The organism is Myxococcus sp. AM010 (assembly GCF_013372585.1).
GTDB classification, from domain to species: Bacteria; Myxococcota; Myxococcia; order Myxococcales; family Myxococcaceae; genus Myxococcus; species Myxococcus vastator.
Genome location: NZ_JABXEO010000007.1, coordinates 113,220 through 133,418 on the forward strand (window position 1 = coordinate 113,220; position 20,199 = coordinate 133,418).

Sequence of the window (20,199 nt, forward strand, 5' to 3'; positions counted from 1 at the left end):
GGAGGCGGAGTTTCAGTCCCGTGGTATTTGTGAAGCCAGGACTAGCCATGCCCTGACGAGTCCGGTAGCGTTTCACCCACCTTGGGGGACGCAATGGGGGCAGAGGCTGCAGTGGAATCGGGGGTCGTTCGTCAGCGCCGGCAGGTTCGCATCCGCAGGGCGGACATCAAACGTGGCCAACGGATGAAGGTGGCGTTCGGCGTGTTCCGCTTCTGCCTCTACGGCATGGTGGGGCTCAGCGCCGAAATCTTCTTCTACAACCTGGTGCGGATTGCCCAGCACGTACCGCTGCTGGAGGCGCTCTTCCGCTTCCAATGGCGCGTGGATGACCGGTTGGGGCTCAACGCCATCTGGGACACGCCCATCGCCACGGCGTACGGGCAGTGCTCGCTGTGGATGTTCGTCATCTACGGCGTGGCGTGCTTCTGCTTCATCGAGCCGCTCTACCGCTGGATGTTGTACCAGCACACGGGCTTGCGCGCCGCCGTGTACGGAGTGGTCATCCTGCTCTTCGAGGGCTTCTCCGGCGTCATGCTGGAGCGGCTCACGGGGTACCGCATCTGGTACTACGCGGATGCCGGCGCCATTCTCTGGCAGATGACCTCGCTCTACATCCTGCCCATCTGGATGGTGACGGGCTTGCTGGCGGAGTTCATCTACAGGGAGCTGATGGACCCCGACCTGCTGGCGGCCTTGGAGTCTCCGCTGCCCGCCACGCCGGAAGAGACCGAGGCCTCGCTCCAGTTGATTCGGTAGACGCAGGCGTGGCCGTCGTAGCCGGACATCTCGATGACGATGTCTTGCGCGCCGGCCACCCGCAGCCCCGCGTGGATGATGCCCGCGGTAAAGGCAGGGTAGGGGCCTACCTCGTTCATCCAGAGTTCGAACTGGGTGGGCCCCAGCTCACGCAGCTTGGATTCCGTGTAGTTGTTGCCAGCCCGGAAGTTCTGCGTAGCCCGCATCAGCGTCCTGCGGGGTCCCAGCACGCGAAGCAATGAGAGCACGGCGCGGCCCAGCATCGTCTCGCGGAAGCCTTCGATATAGGACTCGCCCAGCTTCCAGGTGCCCTGCTCGAGCGGGAGTTGGGGAAAGAGCTCCTCCGAGGTGATGCGGAGGAACGTCATCCACGCGTCGAAGGCGTAGGCCGGCCGGAGCTTCTGGTCCACATCAAGCCCTGCCTGCCGCAGGCGCGCCTTGCACTCAGGCGTCAGACGCCCGTGCAGCGCTCGCAGGAACAGGGCTTCGATGGTCTGCTCGAAAATGAGAAGCTCGTCGGCCATGAGGAGTGAACTCTAGCCGACGAGCTTCTCGATGTGAACCACGTACCCACCCGGAGCGTAGGCTTCGGAAGAGGAGTCTCAGGGCGTGGGTGCGGGGGGCGGGGTCGGCGTATCGACCGAGGTGCCCTGGATGATGGCGTTCTGCGGCAGCTCCGTGGCCATGCCCAACACCTTCGCGCCAGCGGCCTTCGCGCCGTCCAGCGCGGTGATGAGCCGCCCGTAGTTGGTGGCGTCATCCGCCATGAAGAAGACGACCTTGTCGTCCGCCTTCTTGGCCGCCAGCATGCGCTTGAGCCGCGTCACGTAGTCGGCGGGGGCAATCTTCTCCGTGTTGATGGAGTAGCCACCGTCCTTGTCGAGCTGGACCACCAACTGCTGGTCGTCCGGGTCGGGAGGCGTCGGCTCCTGTTCGACCTCGGTGTCCGGCACGCGCACCACGATGTCCTTCTCGAGGAGCGGCGTGACGACCATGAAGATGATGAGGAGCACCAGCACCACGTCGACCAACGGCGTGACGTTGATCTCCGAGTTCGGCTGCGCCTGGGGCTTGACCCACTGTCGTTGCTTGCGGCCGGCCATTACTTCTTCTCCTCGACGCCCAGGGAGATCTGCTTGGCCTTGGACTTGCGGGCCACGTCCAGCACCTTGCGCACGTCACCGACGCTGAGCGCGTTGTCGCCCTTGAGCAGGATCTTCTTGCCTGGATCCTTCAACATCTCCTCGGTGAGCTTCTCCTGGAGCCCCTTCTCATCCACCTGGTCATTCTCCACGAACACCTTCTTGTCCGGGGTGATGGAGAGGATGAGCGGGTCGGCTTCCTTCCCTTTTCCTTCCTTCTCGATCTCGGTGGCCTTCGGGAGCTCCACGGACTTGCCACGTTGGAGCATCGGGGTGACGACCATGAAGATGATGAGGAGCACCAGCACCACGTCGACCAGCGGCGTGACGTTGATGTCGCTCTTGACGCCCCCCTTGGGGCCTGCTGACATTCCCATGTCTTTACCTGTTTCCTGGTAAGGAGGTGCCCGCCTTCACGGTGGGCCTCCAGCTCCCCGAAGAAGAGCTGGAGACAGAGTCACCGTGAAGGGCATCGGGTCGTCCCCGGCTCGCCCGGGACGTCTCAGGCGGCGTGCGAGGACTGCGCGCCACCACCCAGGTGGCGGGCAACCACGTCCAGGAACTCGTTGGACGACTCGGAGATGTCCACCGAGCGCGCGTCCACCCAGCCCTGCAGGAAGTTGTACGCCATCACCGCGGGGATGGCCACGAGCAGACCGAAGGCCGTCGTGATGAGTGCCTCGGCGATACCGGCAGAGATGGTGCCGAGACCGCCGGAGCCCGCCTGCGCCATCAGCTGGAAGGCGTTGACGATACCCATCGTGGTGCCGAGCAGACCGACGAACGGCGCCGTGGAGCCGACCGTGGCCAGCAGGCCCAGACCGCGCTTCATGCTCTGGACCTCACGCTGCGCCTGACGCTCCAGCGCGCGCGCCACCGACTCCACCGCCACGTCCTTGTTGTTCGGGCTGATCCGGTACGCCGTCAGTCCGGAGTTGATGACCCGGCCCAGGTGGCCCACGTCCTTGCCCAGGTTGGTGTTGGCGGCCGTGTTCAGGTCGCCCTTGGCCAGGATGGCACCCATCTTCGCGGCGAAGTTGCGGCTGTCAGCCCGCGTCTTGCGGAAGACGATCATGCGCTCCGCCATCACGACCAGCGAGGCGATGGACATGATGCCCAGGGTGAAGATGACCGAACGGGCGAAGAGGCCCGTATGCGCCCAGATTTCTGCGAGAGTGAATTGCATGGTTGGGTTGAGCGCTCCTCCTCACGAGCGCGGGGTAGTCGGCGATACCGCTCTAGCTCTAAACGACGCGCCCGGACTCAGCGCGGCAGCTTGAAGTTCAGGGTGAAGGTGTAGTCCACCTGCACAGGGCGGCCCTGGAACGTGACCGGCTTGTAGCGCGACGACGCCAGCGCGTCCAGGACGGCCCGGTCCATGTGGGGCAGGGGCTTGATGATCCGGCAGTTCTCCACTCGACCTTCCACGGTGACGATGCACTTCACGATCATCGTTCCCTGGACGCGAGCCTCGAGCGCCTCACGAGAGTACTCGGGCTGAGGACCGGACAGTTTCTCCGGACGCGTCATGCCCGCGCCGAACGGAAGGACGTCGGTTCCCGTCCCGCCCAACTGGCCGCCGACCACGCCGCCAATCACACCACCGACCACGCCACCGACGACGCCGCCGACCACGCCACCTTCCACGCCGCCCTCGACGACTTCTTCGCTCGCCTCTTCTTCGGAGGGAGGCTCTTCGGAGGGCTCCACTTCCTTGGGAACCTCCTTCGGAATCTCCTTCGGCTGGACGATGGTGTCCGGCTTCTTGGGCTTCTTCTGCTGCGTCTTCGGCTTGGTCGAAGATGCGGGAGGAGGCGGAGGAGGCGGAGGAGGCGGAGGCGGTGCCATGGTCGCCTTCAGCGTGACCTCAATCTCCTTCTCCTCCTCGACCGGCGGCCGAGTCGACAGCCAGATGGAGAGGCCGAACAGCGCCACATGGAGGATAACCGAGACAGTAGCCCCGACGCCGAACCGCGACTTGGGCCCCTGACCACGGTCAAGGACTGAATCGAACATGCACTAGACTCCTCTTCACCAGTGGACACCCATCGACGACGCCCCGCCCAGATGAAAGGGCGCGCTACCATACAGAAACGCGTTCCGGGTTCAAGCAAGCAAGGTCGATGGTCGTGGCGTGATCGGGCAATTGCCCCACTGGTTACCAAAAAGCAACGGTCTATTGACAACTGCTCGACCTCGGATATTTTCCCGGGTCATTTTCACTTGCAGCCCACCTTGGAGGGGTCTGGTATGCACTTGAACCGAGTGCTCCGGGAAACCGGAGTTGTTGTCGCCGCAGGTCTGCTGTACGGATCCGCGGCTTTCGCCCAGTCGAGCGTGATCATCGGTACTGTGATCGACGCTCAAAGTCGGCAGGCTGCCGCTGACGTCGTTGTGACCGCTACTTCGCCCAACCTTCAGGGCGAGCAGACGGTTGTCACCGACGCGCAGGGTAACTACCGCATTCCCCAGTTGCCCCCCGGCGACTATACCCTGCGGTTCGAGAAGGAGCAGTTCAAGCCGTACGCTCGTTCAGCCATCCAGTTGCGCCTGAACCGCACCATCCGCGTCAACGTCGAGCTCCTTCCTGAGGCGCTCGGTGAGGTCGTGGAGATCGTCGGCGCGCCCCCGACCATCGACGTGGGTTCCACGACGATGGGCGTGAACGTCGACCAGGAGTTCATCAAGCGCATCGCCGTTGCGCGTCCGGGTGGCAAGGGCGGCGCGACCCGCTCCTTCGAGTCCCTGGCCGAGCTCGCGCCTGGCGCCCAGAACGACAACTACGGTGTGTCCATCAACGGCTCGACCTCGCCTGAGAACGGCTACGTGGTGGACGGTCTGTCCACGAACGACCCGGCCTTCGGCGTGAACGCCAGCCCGTTGAGCATCGAGTTCGTGCAGGACGTGAACATCATCACCGGCGGTTACATGCCGGAGTTCGGCCGGTCCACCGGCGGCGTCATCAACGCGGTCACCCGGTCGGGCTCCAACGAGTTCCACGGCTCCGTGTTCGCGAACTGGACGCCGGGCACCTTCGAGGGCACCCGCAAGCAGGTTCGTGAAGAGGGCACGGTCATCACCGGCCTGAACCAGCTGCAGAACCTGGGCGACTTCGGCGCCACCCTCGGTGGTCCGATCCTCAAGGACAAGCTGTGGTTCTTCGCCGGCTTCGCGCCGTCGTTCACCCGCTACCAGCACACCCGCACGCTCAACGCGCTGCGCGTCGATGGTGACGGCAACACCCTCACGGACGAGAACGGCTTCACGCTCGCGGATGCCATCCCCGGCTCCGCGACGAACTACTACGCCGACTCCCGTACCATTCAGTACATGGGTAAGTTGACGTACCTCATCAACCAGGACCACAACGTGTCGTTCGCCCTGAACGGCACCCCGTCTTCGACGGGTGGTCTGGGCAAGCTGTCCGTCGACCCCCGCTCGGGTGGTCTGCCGGGTGTGCTCGCGTCCCGTCCGGGTGACTTCGGTCTCACGGAGACGAGCGCGAACACCACGTCGCTGGCCTTGAAGTACGCCGGCGCGTTCGCGGACAAGAAGGTCCTCGTCGACGCCAACCTCGGCTGGTTCCACCAGACCGCGTCCACCCTGCCGGGTGACGGCAGCAACCTGGGCGACACCACGGGTCTGGCCGGCTACTCGCGGATGGTCTACATCAACCCGCGCCCGCTGACCCTGTTCGAGTCCCTGCCCGCCGGGCAGGAGGGTGCCTGCGGCAGCACGCCGGAAGAGCAGCGCATCCGCTGCCCGGTGACGGGCTACGCGGTGGGCGGCCCTGCCTTCATGAGCGACCAGACGCTGGATCGCTACCAGGCCAACGCGAAGGCCACCTACCTGCTGAACGCGCTGGGCACCCACGTGCTCAAGGCCGGCGTCGACGTCGAGATGCTGTCGTTCGACCAGGTGAAGGCGTACGGCGGTGGCGTGTACTGGCAGGAGAGCGGTGCCTGGGCGGCGGGTCAGGGTCCGGCCATGACGGATGCCCGTCGTTACGGCTACCAGACGGGTCCTGACTCGGCGGTGACGCAGCTGACCCAGGTGGCCAAGACGACCAGCACCACGGTCGGTGGTTTCCTCCAGGACTCCTGGTCCATCGCGAACCGGGTGACCCTGAACCTGGGCGTCCGCTACGACGTGCAGGCGCTCTACGGCGGCACCGGCGACCTCTCGCTGCTGCTCGGCAACCAGTGGTCGCCGCGCCTCGGCGCCATCATCGACCCGTTCGCCAACGGTCGCGCGAAGTTGTTCGTGAACTACGCGCGTTACTACGAGCAGGTTCCGCTCAACCTGATGGACCGCGCGTTCCCGGGTGAAAACCGCATCTCCGCGCGCCGCTCGCTCGCGGAGCCGGGCCAGGGCACGGCCACCTCGTGCGACCCGTCCTCCTTCGAGAGCCAGCAGGCCACGTGCCGCACCGACGCGAACCTGCTCGCCATCCCGGAGAGCAGCCGCAACGTGAACCGCTTCTACACGGGCGGCACCGCGGGCGGTACGCCGGTTGACCCGGACCTGAAGGCCCAGTCGTCCGATGAAATCGTGGTCGGCGGCGAGTACGAAGTGCTGGCGAACACCCGCCTGGGTGCGAGCTACACGCACAAGGACATGAACTCGGTCATCGAGGACATGAGCCGCGACGACGGCAACACGTACTTCCTCGGTAACCCCGGCAGCGGCTTCGCCGGTGAGTTCCCGACGCCGGTTCGTAACTACGACAACGTCACCGTCTACCTGAACCGCACGTTCTCCGACGGCTGGCTCGCCCAGGCCAACTACACCTGGTCGCGCCTGTACGGTAACTACCCCGGTCTGTTCCGTCCTGAGACGGGCCAGCTCGACCCGAACATCCTCTCGGACTTCGACCTCATCGAGCTCCTGGAGAACCGCACGGGTCTGCTGCCGTTCGACCGCACGCACCAGATCAAGATCTTCGGTGCGAAGGAGTTCAACATCTCGAACGCCCTGTCGGCGAGCGTGGGTGTCTCCTACCGCGGTAACTCTGGTACGCCGATCAACTACTGGGGTCACCACTGGGCCTACGGCGCGGACGAGTCCTTCGTCCTCCCCCGTGGCGCCGGCGGCCGTACGCCGTGGATCAACACCATCGACTCCAACATTGGCGTGAACTACCGCGTCAGCAAGGACAGCGTGGTGTCGTTCACCCTGGACGTGTTCAACCTCTTCAACTTCCAGGGCGTGAGCACGGTTGACCAGACGTACACCCTGCGCGACATCAAGCCCATCCCGGGCGGAACGCCCGCCGACCTGGAGAACCTCCCGGGCCGCGTGGAGTTCCAGGACGAGGCGCCGCGTGACGAGCCGTTCGGCAGCGTGGACGGCGACACCAACCCGAACTTCAAGAACCCGACCTCGTACCAGGCGCCCCGTCAGGTCCGCTTTGGCATCCGGTACACGTTCTAATCCCAGGCCCCATCACGGAATCGGAACAACAGTCACATGACCAAGAACATCGTGAACACTGCGTTGGTTCTCCTGGGCACGGGAAGCCTGCTGGCGGGCTGCAATGTCGAGCAGCCTGACCCCGGCTGCTTCGTGCAGGAGTCTCCTCACTGGGCCGTGAAGTACGACCAGGTGGAGGCGGGCCGGGATGCCGCTGGAGATGCGTGCGACACTGCCGCTCCCCCCGCGGAGATGCTGGGTGTCTACCGCTACATCGACCTGCAGAACGGCACCGCGAAGCTCGCGCTCCGTCCTCAGGGTCTGGCGAGCCGCGGCCCCGCGGACGAAAGCACGGACCAGAGCGAGCAGACCGCGCTGGGCGACCTGGCCACGGACCGCGACGCAGAGGACTTCTGCGGCGCGCCCAGCTTCCCGGCGGCTCGCGTCAGGGTGGCCTCCTCGGGGAACGAGATCGTGTACCAGTACGCCAATGTCCGCGTGTACTCGGCGCCTTCGGCTCCGGGCACCCAACTGACGGGCGAGCTGACCTACACGAACAACGGCTGCACTTCGAAGTACGTCGTCAACGCCCTCTGGCCCGCGGTCGGTTGTGACCCCGAGGTTGGCACGGCGGAGACGAACTGCGGTCCGGGCTCGGGTCTGAACCCGGACTTCAACGCGACGTGCGTCATGGGCGTCTACTGCGGCATCTTCGCGCAGCCCGACCTGGAAGGCTGCTGCGTGCCGACGAACCAGGTCCCGTCGTTCAAGTAGTGGAACAAGTCGTCTGCTGAACCGCGCCACCCCACCTGGGTGGCGCACCTCGGCCCCGGCGGTCTCTCCCCACATGGGAGTGGCTGACCGGGGCCGTGGTGTTTAAAAGGCGGGACCTGTACTGGAGGCACATGGAGGGCCGTTACTCACTCATCGAGCGCGTCCGCGGCTTGCTTGCGGACGAACAGGGCACGCTGCACAAGGCGGCGCCCTACCGGGTGGCGCTCTGCTACCCCAGCCCCTACCACGTGGGCATGAGCTCGCTCGGCTACCAGGCCATCTACCGTGAAATCCACGAGCACTCCGGAGCGACGGCCGAGCGCGTCTTCCTCCCGGATGACGTGGATGCCTTCAAGCGCACGCGGACGCCCCTCTTCACCTGGGAGTCCCAGGCCCCTGTCGCCAACTTCGACATGCTGGCCTTCTCCGTGGCTTATGAGCTGGAGCTGACGGGACTCTTCTCCATGTTGGAGCTGACGGGCATCCCGCTCCTGGCGGAGGAGCGCCAGGAGGGCCGCTATCCGCTCGTGGTGGGCGGCGGGCCGTTGACGTTCTCCAACCCGGATCCACTGGAGCCCTTCGTGGACGTGCTGGTCCAGGGCGAGGCGGAGGATTTGATCCACCTGCTGGTGGAGTCTGCGGCGACCATGGAGCGCGAGGCTCTCCTGGCGCATCTGGCGCGTATCCCGGGCTTCCGCGTGCCCGGGCGAGGCGGAGCCCGATACCATGTGGCCAAGGCCACCGACGCCCGTCTCCCTGCCCGGTCGCAAATCGTGACCCCGCACACCGAGCTGCGCTCGATGTTCCTCATCGAGCCGGAGCGGGGGTGCTCCCGGGGCTGCCATTACTGCGTCATGCGGCGCACCACGAATGGGGGCATGCGCACGGTGCCGCCGGAGCGGATCCTCTCCCTGATTCCGGAGCATGTCCGCCGGGTAGGGCTGGTGGGCGCGGCGGTGACGGACCATCCGCGCATCGTCGAGCTGCTCCGGACCCTCGTGGAGTCCGGCCGTGAGGTGGGGGTGTCCTCCCTGCGCGCGGACCGGCTGACGCAGGAGTTGGTGGATCAGCTCCGCCGGGGTGGGGCCACCAACCTCACGGTCGCGGCGGACGGACCGTCACAGCGCCTGCGGGACATGGTGGACCGGAAGCACTCGGAGGAGCAGATTGTCCGGGCCGCGACCTTCGCTCGCACGGCGGGGATGAAGCAGCTCAAGGTGTACAACGTCGTGGGTCTGCCGACCGAAGAGGACGCGGACATCGACGAGCTCATCCGCTTCACCAGCGAGCTGTCGCGCATCCTCCCGGTGGCGCTGGGCGTGGCGCCCTTCGTGGCCAAGCGCAACACCCCCATGGACGGCGCTCCCTTCACGGGCATTCGCGAAGTGGAGGGGCGGCTGGAGCGCCTGCGCAAGGGCCTGCGGGGACGCGCCGAGGTGCGCCCGACGTCCGCGCGCTGGGCCTGGGTGGAGTACATGCTGGCCCAGTGCGGACCGGAGGCGGGGCTGGCGGCCATGGATGCCTGGAAGGCCGGCGGCAACTTCGCGGCGTGGAAGCGGGCCTTCGACGGCCGGGGCTGCGAGCCGTACCTGGCCCGGCGGGTGGAGGACGGCCGGCGCAACCCTGTCCTGTGGCCCACCGTGCCAAGGACAGCGCCCCCGGCGTCCGCGGCCTGACGTGGACATGCACGTGGTGGTGCACGTCCGCCCCGGCTTCCGCTAGAAGGCCGCTTGGTGCGCCGATGGCCGGCGTCCAGGGCAGCGGAGATCCAGGTGAGCACGCAGCGAGTGGACAAGTCGTGGCAGCAGAAGGGCCTGAAGGAGTACTCGACGGAGGCCCTGCTCGGGACGCTCGGCCACTACGGCATTGCCGTGGGCGAGGACGACTTCCGCAAGCTGGCGGAGTCGACCTTCCCGATTGGCATTGCCCAGCAGTGGCAGCCGAAGTGGAAGGGCACCGGGCCCTTCAAGGACTTCGCGGTGGCGGCGGCGGTGGAGTTGTGGAGCCGCTGGCTGCCGGACCGCGTGTCGCCCATGGAGATGGCCGACACGCTGGCGAACCTGATGCAGCAGTTGGCGTTCCTGCTGGATGGGCGGCAGGACGCGGCGGTGGACGCCGCCTTTGAGAAGATGAGCGCCGTGCGCGCGAAGATGCCGCTCGACGAGAAGGGTGCGCCGCAGGAGCGCTTCATGCGCGAGGCGCTGGCACCCTTCACGGAGAAGCAGGCCGAAATCTTCGACAGCCTCGCCGAGGCGCTGGCGTCGTCGGGCCACGTGGGCCACGCGGAGTCCTTCGCGGACCTGGAGGAGTTCCTCCTGCCGGACCGCCGTGGAATCTCGCGCGCCATCGTCCGCGCGGCGAAGGGCGAGCTGGCGCCCGCCACCGAGGACATGGTGAAGCTCACCGAGGACACCGAGCGCTCGCCCATCGCCCGCCTGCTGGCGGTGGACGGCCTCATCCACATCAAGGCGCACGGTCAGGCGGCGGCGGCGGCTCGCACGCTGCTGGCAGCGGCGGAGCAGGGCGGCGATTTGCACCTCGCGCTGGACCTCGTTCCCCGCCTGGAGCACGTCTACAAGGCGCAGAACGACCGCGAGTCGCTGCTGGAGCTGATGGGCATCTCCGAGCGCCTGGAGGCGGCCCACGACAAGATTCACCCCGGCCACCGCCGTCACCGTCACGGTCGCTGAGTCACACGCGTGACAGCGGGCCTGCGTGGCCTCCTGTCACGACGCGTGGGCGCAGGCGCCCGTCAGCGGCTCCACCGAGGACAGCGGGCGCCAGGGAGCCGCGCCTGCGCCCCTCTGTCCTAACCGGTTGTTTCCTGCCCCTGAGGAGATTCGGAGGCAGGCGGCACCTCTTCCGGCACGTCCTTCGCGCCGCCCCTGCGCTTCAGCGGAACGCGAAGCACGCCGGGGACACCTTCCGCCACGTCCCGCACGGGGACCACGGCGCCCACGGTGGTGTAGCGGATGGCGCCCGTCTGCGTGAAGGCGTGCTTGAGCGGGTACTCCTTCGCTCGGGGGAGGAACCACTCACGCGCCGCCTTCATGGGCACGACGTGCAGCTCTCCCTGCGAGAGGAAGACGTACACCAGCAGGTCCGCGCCGCTGTAGAGGAAGCATCCCGGGGTGTCCTTCTCCAGGTTGGACACCAGCTCGAAGAAGTAGCGGCGGCGGGTGGCGTTGCGGTCGCCCTTCACCTCGATGCCGCGCACCTCTCCCGAGGGGAGCTCCCAGAGCAGGTCCACCCCCCGGTGCTGGAAGCGCGGGTCCAACTGCACGTCATGCACGCGCGAGCCCGGCTCTGTCTCCAACATCCATGCGCGGGCGTGCTGCACGGCGCGGTCCGCCGCGCCCTGCACGCCGCGCATGCTGAAGCTTCGTGCCATGTCGTCTCAGCGGCGCAGCTCGACGCCCGTGGCCACCAGCTGCACCTCGCGCGGCTTGCCATCGGCGCCGCGGGGGACGATGGCGCCCTCCGACTCGTAGTGCTGGGCGCGGCTGTCGGTCAGCTCGGCCACCTTCAGCACGCCTTCCACGCGCGCCTGCGAGCCCGCGGAGTCCAGGGGGACGAAGAAGCCGTAGTCCTTGAACGTCACGCGCACGCCGGGGCCCTTGTCCTGGCCGGTCGCCGCCAGCTCCATCCAGCAGCCCTTGCGCTCACACGCCTTGCGCACCTGGCCCTCGAGCAGCACCGTCTTGCCGTCGTGGGCCTGGGGCCTGGCCAGCACGTCCGCGAGCTTCACCGCCTTGGCGCCCTTGAGCGGCTCGCCGCGGGTGAGCTTCCAGCCATTGTTCGCGGGCGCGGCGGCCTCGGCCTTGGGTTCCGTCTTCGCCTGCGGGGCGGGAGGGTGGTGGCAGTCGGCCTCGGCGGCCTTGCCGGCCTTGGCGGAGGACTTGTCACCCGCGAGGGCAACCAGGGGAACGGCAACCAGCAGCATCAGGGACGTGCGGAGCGTGTTCATACCCCGTCCGCTTAGCCAAAAGTCTTTGCTCCGGCAAGGCGACCCCCGTACTAAAGTCCATCCACCCGCACACGCTGACGAGGTGCGCTTGAAGGTCGTCATCCCTCCCCGCAACCGCCGTTTCAGCACCGTGGACGCCATGGGCCTCGCCGGCGTGGTGGGGCTGCTCGTGGCGCGCTACATCCCGGTGGCCCGCATCATCCCCTTCTGGGGCTGTGTGCTCAGGGAGCAGACAGGGTGGCCCTGCCTCGGCTGCGGTCTGACGCGCGTGGCCGACCGGGTATCGCACCTCAACTTCGCCGGCGCCTGGGAGGCCAACCCCCTGGGAACGGTGGCGGCCATCCTGTTCGCCCTGGCGGCGGTGGTCATGGTGTTGCACCTGGTGTTCGCGATGCCCATCCCCCAGGTGGAGCTCTCCCCCCGTGAGTGGAGCGTCCTGGGCGTCCTGGCGCCCATCATCATCCTGGTCAATTACGCCTATGTGGTGGTGAAGACGCGCTTCCCCCACCTGCTGCTGTAGCCTTCCGCTTCGTGACCTCCGCGCTCGTCCTGCTGGGCTATCTCGCCGGCTCCATTCCCTTCGGTGTGTTGCTGACGCGGTGGCTGCGCGGCGTGGACGTGCGCACGGGTGGCAGTGGGAACATCGGCGCCACCAACGTCACGCGCGTGGCGGGCAAGAAGCTGGGCGCGGTGGTGTTGCTGCTGGATGCCGTCAAGGGCGCGCTGCCCGTGGTCCTCGCGGTGCGCCTGCTGCCGGATGCGCCCACCGTACACGTGGCGGTGGGGCTGGCCGCGGTGCTGGGCCACATCTACCCGGTGTGGCTGAAGCTCCAGGGCGGCAAGGGCGTGGCCACCGCATTGGGCGTGTTGCTGGTGCTGGTGCCCCAGGCGGCGCTGGCGGCCGCGCTGGTGTACGTCACCGTCTTCGCCGTGTCGCGCGTGAGCTCGCTGGGCTCGCTGGCGGCGGGGGCCACGGCGGTGGGCACTGCGGCGCTCACCGCGCGGGCCGTGGAGTACGCGGGCCTCTCAGCCCTCCTCTTCGCCCTCATGCTGTGGACGCACCGGGGCAACATCCTCCGGCTGGCGCGGCGCACCGAGCGGCGCTTCTGAGCCATCCCCGATGTCCCCCCGCGCGCTGCCCCCGTCTGGCGGACGGTAGCCCAGCAGCGAGCAGGCGATGGGGCCGTTCCAGAGGTCCCGCTTCGCGGAGGGGCGCGCGTGGAAGGCGCTCTCGAAGCCGGGGTTGCCGCAGATGACCCAGACGCGCCAGCCCGGCACGCGCAGCGACTCCCCGAGCTTGAAGTAGAAGCTCTTCATGCCCTTCTGGCCGCCCGTGCCGAGCCGGTCGCCGTAGGGCGGGTTGGTGACGAGCAAGCCGCCTGTCTCCGGCAGCGGCGGAAGCCGGGTCGCGTCACCTTCGGCCAATTGGATTTCCTCCGTCAGGCGAGCGGCACGCACGTTGCGACTGGCGGCCTCCAGCGCCTCCGGGTCCTTGTCGAAGCCGAGCAGCGGCACTTCCACCTTCCGCTCGTTGCGGCGGGCATCCGCGCGCATGTCCGCGAGCAGCTCGCGGGCCCGGGCGCCCAGCTCCGGCCAGCGCTCTACCGCGAAGTCCCGGTTGAGCCCGGGCGCGCGCCGGCGGGCGATGAGCCCTGCCTCGATGATGAGCGTGCCGGAGCCGCACATCGGGTCCACCAGGCCCTCCGTCCCGGTGTAGTTCGCCGCGCGCAGCACCGCCGCGGCCAGCGTCTCCTTCAGCGGGGCGGGCGTGGGGCGCACGCGGTAGCCCCGGCGGTGCAGCGGCTCACCGCACAGGTCCAGGGACAGGGACAGCGTCTCGCGGGCGAGGTGCGCCACCACGCGGATGTCCGGGTCGCGCGTATTCACGTCCGGCCGGGCGCCTTTCGTGTCGCGCATCCGGTCGACGATGGCGTCCTTCACCTTGAGGGCCACGAAGCCGGAGTGGCTGTGCTCGCTGTCCTTCAGCGTGGCATCCACCGCGAAGGTGTGGTCGGGAGTGAGGTGCTCCTCCCAAGGGATGCTGGCGGCGGCTTCGTACAGGCCTTCCGCGCCCCGGGCCTCGAAGGTGCCCAGCGGATAGAGCACGCGCATGGCGATGCGGGACCAGAGCGCCACCATGAGCGCCTCGTCGAGCGTGGCCATGAAGCGGACGCCGCCGCGGTCCTGGCGGATGCGGCGGGCGCCGAGCTCCTTCAGCTCGTCGGCCAGGAGGTCTTCGGTGCCGCGGGCGGCGGTGGCGAAAAGGGCAATGCGTTCAGCCATGGGGTTCCGCCCATAGACGACACCGGGCCGCTTGGGAACCGGCATCGCGTTTCATGTGCCCACCACCTCGTAGAGGGCGAAGGTGGCGTCCTCCTGCTGGGCGCTCGCCTCCCGCGCCCGCTGGAAGTCCTCGGACTGGAAGTAGGCCCGCATGGAGGCCTTGTCCCGCCAGCGCGTCACCAGCATCAGCTCCGGCGGTCGCTCGAAGGAGCGCAGTACCTCCAGCCCCAGGAAGCCTGGGTAGCCGTCCACCGCCCGCGTCCGCGCCTGGAAGCGGGCGACCAGGCGGTCCGCCTCCTCGGGGGCCGGCCGGAAGCGGGAGATGGCGACAATCATGGGCACGCCCTGGTGGAAAACAGCGAGGGCGTCCGGGCCGAGCCAGGACGCCCTTTGTGAAGTGGAACCGCCAGGGCCACCGCCTCTCATCCCCTCCGGGAGCCGGCGGCCACGTGGGCCTTACATGGCCCCGGCGCCGGGCATGTCGCCCAGGCCTCGGATGAGCACCTCTCTGGGCTTGGCGCCATCCGCCGCGCCCACCACGCCGTCGCGCTCCATCCGCTCAATCATGCGGGCCGCGCGGTTGTAGCCGATGCGCATCTTGCGCTGGAGCATGGAGATGGACACGGCGCGCATCTCGCTGACCGTCGCGAGCGCCTGGTCGTACAGCTCGTCGGACAGCTCGTCCTCCTCGCCGCCACCTTCCACGTCCTCGTCGCGCGGCTTGAGGATGGAGTCGTCGTAGACGGGCTTGCCCTGGGCCTTGAGGTGGTCCACCGCCTTCTTGATTTCGTTCTCTGAAACGAAGGCGCCGTGCACGCGCTGCAGGTGCGCGCTGGTGGGCGGCATGATGAGCATGTCGCCCATGCCCAGCAGGGACTCGGCGCCCACCGTGCCCAGAATCGTCATCGAGTCCGGCTTCGAGCGCAGCATGAAGCTGACGCGCGTGGGGAAGTTGGCCTTGATGATACCGGTGACGACGTCCGTGGACGGGCGCTGCGTGGCGACCATCAGGTGGATGCCGGAGGCGCGGGCCATCTGCGCCAGGCGGGCGACGTACGTCTCCACCTCGCGGCTGGCCACCATCATCAGGTCGGCGAGCTCGTCGATGATGACCACGATGTAGGGCAGCTTCTTGAGCTGCTTCTTCTCCGGCTCGGTGGACTCGCCAGCCTCCAGCGCCTCGGTGTCCTCGGGCTCGGCCTCCAGCTCCGGGGCCTCGGCCTCTTCCTCGGACGCCTGCGCCTCGAACCCGTCGTCATCGTCGTCCCGGGGCGCGGCGACGCCCAGGCTCTCGCCGCCCGCGGGCATGGAGGACTTGGGGCTCTCTCCGTCGAGCACGAGCACGTTCTTCGGCTTCGCCTTCTTCTTCGGCGTGGACTCGGCGGCCGGCTTCGCCTCCACCGCGGTGCTCTCCACCAGCTTGTTGAAGCCGGCGATGTTGCGCACGCCCGCCTCGGACAGCATCTGGTAGCGGCGCTCCATCTCCTCCACGGCCCAGCGCAGCGCGAGCGCCGCCTTCTTCGGGTCCGTCACCACCGGCAGCAGCAGGTGGGGGATGCCCTCGTAGACGGAGAGCTCCAGCATCTTCGGGTCCACCATGATGAAGCGGACCTCCTCGGGCGTGGCCTTGAGGAGGATGCTCATGATCATGGAGTTCACCGCCACCGACTTGCCGGAGCCGGTGGTACCGGCGATGAGCAGGTGGGGCGCCTTGGCCAGGTCGAGGACGTACGGCATGCCCTCGATGTCCTTGCCCACGCACATGGTCAGCTTGCTGGCGCCCTTGTTGAAGGCGTCCTGCTCGGCAATCTCCTTGAGGTAGACGGTTTCGCGGTCCCTGTTCGGCACCTCGATGCCCACCACGCCCTTGCCGGGGATGGGCGCGACGATGCGCACGCGCATGGCCTCCATGGCCATGGCGAGGTCGTCCGCGAGCGCGGCAATCTTGCTCACCTTGATGCCGGGGCCCGGGAGGAACTCGTACATGGTGACGACGGGGCCGGGGCGAATCTCCACCACCTCGCCGACGATGCCGAAGTCCGCCAGCTTCGCGCGCAGCTTCTCCGCCGTGGACAGGTACACGTCCTTGTCCAGCGCGGAGCGCTCCGTCTTGTCGCACTCGAGCACGTCGAGCGGAGGCAGCGAGAAGCTCTTGCGGTCCCCGACGAACTCGAACTGGTCCTGGCTCTTCTTGACGGTGGGCTTGGGCGGGGCCTTGGGCTCCACGATGAGCGGCATGCGTGCCAGCGCGGAAGGCGCCGCCGGGGCGAGGTCGGCCGGCGCGGCGGGGGCGGGCGAGTGGGCCACCGGCGCCACAGGGGCGGCGGCGACGGGCGCGGCGGGCTCGGCCTCCACGTCGGCCAGGGGCACCGGCGCCGGGCCGGTGACGATGTTCGGCTTGCGGCGGGCGCGAGGCGCTTCGGTGGCGTCGGCGCCATCGGCGGGAATGAGGTTGGGCGAAGGCGGCAGGAAGGACGCGGCCCAGGCCGGGTCGGCCCCGAGGGCCGGGCGCTTCTCCGCCTTCGCCGGCGCCTTCTCCGGAAGGGCCAGCACGGGCGCGGGGGCGGGCGGCAGCGAATCGGCCTCGCGGGCCGGAAGCAGCTTCTTCTCCAGCTTCTCGCGGTCGCGGGACTCCTTGAGCGCCAGCTTCGCGGCGGCGGCCTGCTCCTTCTCCTGCTGCTTCGACAGCCGGAAGGCCTCTTCCGCCATGGCCTCGGCCTCGGCGGCCTCGGCCTCTTCCGCCAGCCGCTCGGCTTCGGCGAGCTCTTCTTCGTCGGCCTCGAGCTGCGCGAGGAAGGCGGCCTCCTCCAGCTTCTCCTCGGCGGCGCGCTCCTGGCGCTCCTGGTAGGCCACCTTCTGCGCTTCCCAGAACACGCTGGCGGATGCCTGGACGCGGCGGCCCAGCACGCACAGCCCGGCCCAGGCCAGCGAGCACACCTTGAGGAAGGTGTACTGGGTGCCCACGATGAGGGCGGCCGCGCTGATGGCTGTCACCAGGATGACGGTGCCCACCGTGGAGAACAGGCTGGACATGATGCCGCCCAGGCCGGCGCCCAGCGCGCCACCCGGCGGGTGTGCCCAGCCCTTGTCACCAGCGAACATCAGCTGCGTCAGCACGGACACGCTGACCGTCAGCAGCGCCAGGCTGATGATTTGCGGCCCCCGCTTCCGGTCCCGGTTGCCCACGAAGAGCACCATGGCCGTGTAGATGCCGCCCGCCGGGATGAGGTAGGCGCACACGCCCAGCAGGCCGCGCAGCGACTCCGCGATGAGGTGCCCCATGGGGCCCACCGCGTTGTTGAATCCCGGGCCCACCCGGTCCTTCGCGTCGAAGGTGGCCACCGCCAGCAAGGCAATCAATGACGCCGCCAGCAGGAACACACCGATGATGGCTCGGGTGGCGACGTCGCCGCCCTTGCCGGCCTTGATCCGCTTGTCCGCCAGCGCCCTGCGGCGCGTCGCGATTTCCTGCCGGGACAAGACCGCCTTCTCCGCCCGACCCTTCTTCGCCGTCATGTCCGTCTTCCCTCTGCGCGTCTCAGCCGCGTAGCGGGCTGTAGCAATGCCCGCCGCGAGTGTAGGGAGAGCGGGGGAGCGGTCAATTTTCCAGCTCCGGACGGGGGACCTACATTTCGGCTGCACCCCTCCGCAGAGGGGGTATGGTGCCGCCCAACATCGCCGCCCGGGCGCGCATGCCGCGCGGCGGCGGGACTTCGTGGAGGAACATCACATGGCCGACGCTCGTACCGACAAGCCGTCATCCACCGAGGAGGAGTACTTCGCCCGGGAGGAGATTGAGAAGAAGCGCAAGCTGGCCCTGGAGCAGGCCGCGGCGAACGCGGCGCAGCAGCGCGAGGAGCTCAAGAAGCTCCACTGGATGAAGTGCCCCAAGTGTGGCCTGGACCTGCAGACGCTGAAGCAGGGCAACGTCGAAATCGACACCTGCTTCAACTGCCACGGCGTCTTCCTGGACGCCGGGGAGCTGGACCAGCTGGTGGCACAGCACGGCCACGAGGGCAGCGGCAAGGTGATGGGGGCCATCCTCAACCTCTTCAAGAAGAAGTAGGCCGCCGTGGCGCTCACGCTCGAGCAGGTGCGCCATGTGGCCACACTGGCGCGGCTGTCGCTGACTCCGGAAGAGGAGCAGCGCTTCACCACCCAGCTGTCCGCGGTGTTGGACGCGGTGGAGCAGCTCCAGGCGCTCGACGTGGAGGCCGTGGCGCCCACGTGTCATGCCACGCTCACGTCCTCGCGGCTGCGTGAGGACGTGACGCGGCCGTCCCTGCCGCCAGAGAAGTCCCTGGCCAACGCGCCGGCGAAGTCCGACACGTCCTTCGCCGTGCCGAAGATCATCGAGTAGTCCCGGAGATTCCACGCCATGCAGCTCACGGACCTCACGATGCTGGAGCTGGCCGCGAAGCTGGCCGCGGGAGAGGTCTCCTCCGAGGAGGCCACCCGCGCGAGCCTGGCGCGCATCCAGCAGGTGGATCCAAAGGTGCGCGCCTTCCTGCGCGTGGACGAAGCCGGCGCCCTGGCCGCCGCTCGCGCCAGTGACGCGCGCCGCAAGGCGGGCGGCCCCGCGAGCGTCCTGGATGGCGTGCCGCTAGGGCTCAAGGACATCTTCCTCACCGAGGGCGTGGAGACCACCGCCGGCTCGCGCATCCTGGAGGGCTTCGTTCCGCCCTATGACGCCACGGTGGTGCGCCTGCTGAAGGAGGCGGGCCTGCCGCTGGTGGGCAAGCTGAACATGGACGAGTTCGCGATGGGGTCGTCCAACGAGTCCAGCGCCTTCTTCCCCAGCCACAACCCGTGGGACGTGTCGCGCACGCCGGGGGGCTCGTCCGGTGGCTCGGCGGCGGCGGTGGCCGCGCGCGAGGTGTCCGGCGCGCTGGGGACGGACACGGGCGGCTCCATCCGCCAGCCCGCGGCGCTCACCAACACCGTGGGGCTGAAGCCCACCTACGGCCGGGTGTCGCGCTTTGGCGTCATCGCCTTCGCCTCGTCGCTGGACCAGCCGGGCTCCATGACGCGCACGGTGGCGGACGCGGCGGCGCTGCTCCAGGTGATTGCGCGGCCGGACGCACAGGACGCCACGTCCGCGGACGCGCCCGTGCCGGACTATTCGGCGGACCTGGAAGCCGGTGTGCGGGGCCTGAAGCTGGGCGTGCCGCGCGAGTACTTCACCGAGGGCATGGACCCGGAGGTGGAGGCCGCGGTGCGCGAGGCCCTGCGCGAGTACGAGCGCCTGGGCGCGACGCTGGTGGACGTGTCGCTGCCCCACACGAAGTACGCGCTGGCGACGTACTACCTCATCGCGCCCGCGGAGGCGTCCAGCAACCTGGCCCGCTATGACGGCGTGCGCTTCGGCCTGCGGGCGAAGGACGCACGCAGCCTGCGGGACGTGTACGCGCTGACGCGGGAGCAGGGCTTCGGCGCCGAGGTGAAGCGCCGCATCATGCTGGGGACCTTCGCGCTGTCCTCTGGCTACTACGACGCGCACTACCTGCGCGCGCAGAAGGTCCGCACGCTCATCCGCGAGGACTTCACGCGGGCGTTCCAGCAGGTGGACGCGCTGCTGTCGCCCACCTCGCCGGTGCCGGCCTTCAAGCTGGGTGAGAAGGTGGAGGACCCGCTGTCCATGTACCTCATGGACATCTACACGCTGCCTTGCAACCTGGCGGGCCTGCCCGGCCTGTCGGTGCCCTGCGGCTTCACGAAGGCGGGCCTGCCCGTGGGCCTGCAGGTTCTGGGACGGCCCTTCGACGAGGCGGGCCTGCTGCGCATCGCCCGCGCCTACGAGCGCGAGCACGACTTCTTCCGCCGCTCCGCGCCCCTGTAGGGGAGCGCCGAGCGTCCGCCCTGGTG

Annotated in this window: 20 protein-coding genes; 10 read left to right on the forward strand and 10 right to left on the reverse strand. The window is 68.3% G+C overall.

Annotated elements, in window-relative coordinates; genetic code table 11:
- The first annotated feature begins 81 nt into the window (after nucleotides 1-81).
- Nucleotides 82-756, forward strand: a complete 675-nt coding sequence (locus HV826_RS06415) for a hypothetical protein (protein WP_176409492.1) — start codon at nucleotides 82-84, stop codon at nucleotides 754-756.
- Here HV826_RS06415 and HV826_RS06420 read toward each other — a convergent pair.
- The 5 genes from HV826_RS06420 to HV826_RS06440 all read right to left on the reverse strand — a co-directional run bounded on the left by HV826_RS06420 (nucleotide 657) and on the right by HV826_RS06440 (nucleotide 3,914).
- On the reverse strand, nucleotides 657-1,280 hold the full coding sequence (locus HV826_RS06420; protein WP_163781006.1) for a DUF2378 family protein: 624 nt from the start codon (nucleotides 1,278-1,280) through the stop codon (nucleotides 657-659). The two genes, HV826_RS06415 and HV826_RS06420, sit on opposite strands and share 100 nt — an antisense overlap.
- A gap of 78 nt (nucleotides 1,281-1,358) precedes the next feature.
- Entirely contained in the window at nucleotides 1,359-1,859 is a 501-nt protein-coding gene (locus HV826_RS06425; protein ID WP_176409491.1) for a biopolymer transporter ExbD, read from the reverse strand.
- Nucleotides 1,859-2,275, reverse strand: a complete 417-nt coding sequence (locus tag HV826_RS06430; protein WP_140788496.1) for a biopolymer transporter ExbD — start codon at nucleotides 2,273-2,275, stop codon at nucleotides 1,859-1,861. The genes HV826_RS06425 and HV826_RS06430 overlap by 1 nt, the downstream gene beginning before the upstream one ends.
- 125 nt (nucleotides 2,276-2,400) lie before the next feature.
- Nucleotides 2,401-3,084 (reverse strand): MotA/TolQ/ExbB proton channel family protein, encoded by a 684-nt coding sequence (locus HV826_RS06435; RefSeq protein ID WP_163781013.1) that lies wholly within the window; start codon nucleotides 3,082-3,084, stop codon nucleotides 2,401-2,403.
- Between the two features lie 77 nt (nucleotides 3,085-3,161).
- Nucleotides 3,162-3,914, reverse strand: a complete 753-nt coding sequence (locus HV826_RS06440) for an energy transducer TonB (RefSeq protein WP_176416121.1) — start codon at nucleotides 3,912-3,914, stop codon at nucleotides 3,162-3,164.
- A gap of 234 nt (nucleotides 3,915-4,148) precedes the next feature.
- Between HV826_RS06440 and HV826_RS06445 the strand changes: the two genes are divergently transcribed.
- From HV826_RS06445 to HV826_RS06460, 4 genes are all read left to right on the forward strand, one after another.
- The gene (locus tag HV826_RS06445) at nucleotides 4,149-7,331 is read left to right on the forward strand and encodes a TonB-dependent receptor (RefSeq protein ID WP_217917691.1); all 3,183 of its coding nucleotides are present in this window, start codon (nucleotides 4,149-4,151) and stop codon (nucleotides 7,329-7,331) included.
- Between the two features lie 36 nt (nucleotides 7,332-7,367).
- On the forward strand, nucleotides 7,368-8,084 hold the full coding sequence (locus HV826_RS06450; RefSeq protein WP_176416123.1) for a hypothetical protein: 717 nt from the start codon (nucleotides 7,368-7,370) through the stop codon (nucleotides 8,082-8,084).
- A gap of 131 nt (nucleotides 8,085-8,215) precedes the next feature.
- A complete protein-coding gene (locus HV826_RS06455) occupies nucleotides 8,216-9,760 on the forward strand; it encodes a radical SAM protein (RefSeq protein ID WP_176416124.1) in 1,545 nt (514 codons plus the stop codon).
- Between the two features lie 96 nt (nucleotides 9,761-9,856).
- Nucleotides 9,857-10,774, forward strand: a complete 918-nt coding sequence (locus HV826_RS06460) for a hypothetical protein (protein WP_368670851.1) — start codon at nucleotides 9,857-9,859, stop codon at nucleotides 10,772-10,774.
- 119 nt (nucleotides 10,775-10,893) lie between these two features.
- Here HV826_RS06460 and HV826_RS06465 read toward each other — a convergent pair whose 3' ends face one another.
- Complete coding sequence (locus tag HV826_RS06465) at nucleotides 10,894-11,475, reverse strand: hypothetical protein (protein WP_176416126.1); 582 nt, start codon at nucleotides 11,473-11,475, stop codon at nucleotides 10,894-10,896.
- A 6-nt stretch (nucleotides 11,476-11,481) separates the two neighbouring features.
- Nucleotides 11,482-12,051 (reverse strand): DUF4920 domain-containing protein, encoded by a 570-nt coding sequence (locus HV826_RS06470; RefSeq protein WP_176416127.1) that lies wholly within the window; start codon nucleotides 12,049-12,051, stop codon nucleotides 11,482-11,484.
- An 88-nt stretch (nucleotides 12,052-12,139) separates the two neighbouring features.
- On the opposite strand from HV826_RS06470, the gene HV826_RS06475 reads away from it, so the two are divergent.
- Together HV826_RS06475 and plsY are read left to right on the forward strand one after the other, a co-directional pair.
- Entirely contained in the window at nucleotides 12,140-12,571 is a 432-nt protein-coding gene (locus tag HV826_RS06475; RefSeq protein ID WP_176416128.1) for a DUF2752 domain-containing protein, read from the forward strand.
- A gap of 11 nt (nucleotides 12,572-12,582) precedes the next feature.
- Nucleotides 12,583-13,161 (forward strand): glycerol-3-phosphate 1-O-acyltransferase PlsY, encoded by a 579-nt coding sequence (gene plsY, locus HV826_RS06480; RefSeq protein WP_176416129.1) that lies wholly within the window; start codon nucleotides 12,583-12,585, stop codon nucleotides 13,159-13,161.
- On the opposite strand, the gene HV826_RS06485 is transcribed toward plsY, so the two are convergent.
- The 3 genes from HV826_RS06485 to HV826_RS06495 all read right to left on the reverse strand — a co-directional run bounded on the left by HV826_RS06485 (nucleotide 13,078) and on the right by HV826_RS06495 (nucleotide 17,850).
- The gene (locus HV826_RS06485) at nucleotides 13,078-14,334 is read right to left on the reverse strand and encodes a class I SAM-dependent RNA methyltransferase (protein ID WP_255208310.1); all 1,257 of its coding nucleotides are present in this window, start codon (nucleotides 14,332-14,334) and stop codon (nucleotides 13,078-13,080) included. The genes plsY and HV826_RS06485 overlap by 84 nt on opposite strands.
- Nucleotides 14,335-14,385: 51 nt before the next feature.
- Entirely contained in the window at nucleotides 14,386-14,670 is a 285-nt protein-coding gene (locus tag HV826_RS06490; RefSeq protein ID WP_163884327.1) for an antibiotic biosynthesis monooxygenase, read from the reverse strand.
- Between the two features lie 120 nt (nucleotides 14,671-14,790).
- On the reverse strand, nucleotides 14,791-17,850 hold the full coding sequence (locus tag HV826_RS06495) for a DNA translocase FtsK 4TM domain-containing protein (RefSeq protein WP_176416131.1): 3,060 nt from the start codon (nucleotides 17,848-17,850) through the stop codon (nucleotides 14,791-14,793).
- Between the two features lie 214 nt (nucleotides 17,851-18,064).
- On the opposite strand from HV826_RS06495, the gene HV826_RS06500 reads away from it, so the two are divergent.
- The 3 genes from HV826_RS06500 to gatA are packed head-to-tail and all read left to right on the forward strand — an operon-like array spanning nucleotide 18,065 to nucleotide 20,173.
- The gene (locus tag HV826_RS06500; RefSeq protein ID WP_176416132.1) at nucleotides 18,065-18,400 is read left to right on the forward strand and encodes a zf-TFIIB domain-containing protein; all 336 of its coding nucleotides are present in this window, start codon (nucleotides 18,065-18,067) and stop codon (nucleotides 18,398-18,400) included.
- Nucleotides 18,401-18,406: 6 nt separating this feature from the next.
- Complete coding sequence (gatC, locus tag HV826_RS06505) at nucleotides 18,407-18,694, forward strand: Asp-tRNA(Asn)/Glu-tRNA(Gln) amidotransferase subunit GatC (RefSeq protein ID WP_176409481.1); 288 nt, start codon at nucleotides 18,407-18,409, stop codon at nucleotides 18,692-18,694.
- An 18-nt stretch (nucleotides 18,695-18,712) separates the two neighbouring features.
- On the forward strand, nucleotides 18,713-20,173 hold the full coding sequence (gene gatA, locus HV826_RS06510) for an Asp-tRNA(Asn)/Glu-tRNA(Gln) amidotransferase subunit GatA (protein ID WP_176416133.1): 1,461 nt from the start codon (nucleotides 18,713-18,715) through the stop codon (nucleotides 20,171-20,173).
- Nucleotides 20,174-20,199 lie beyond the last annotated feature (26 nt).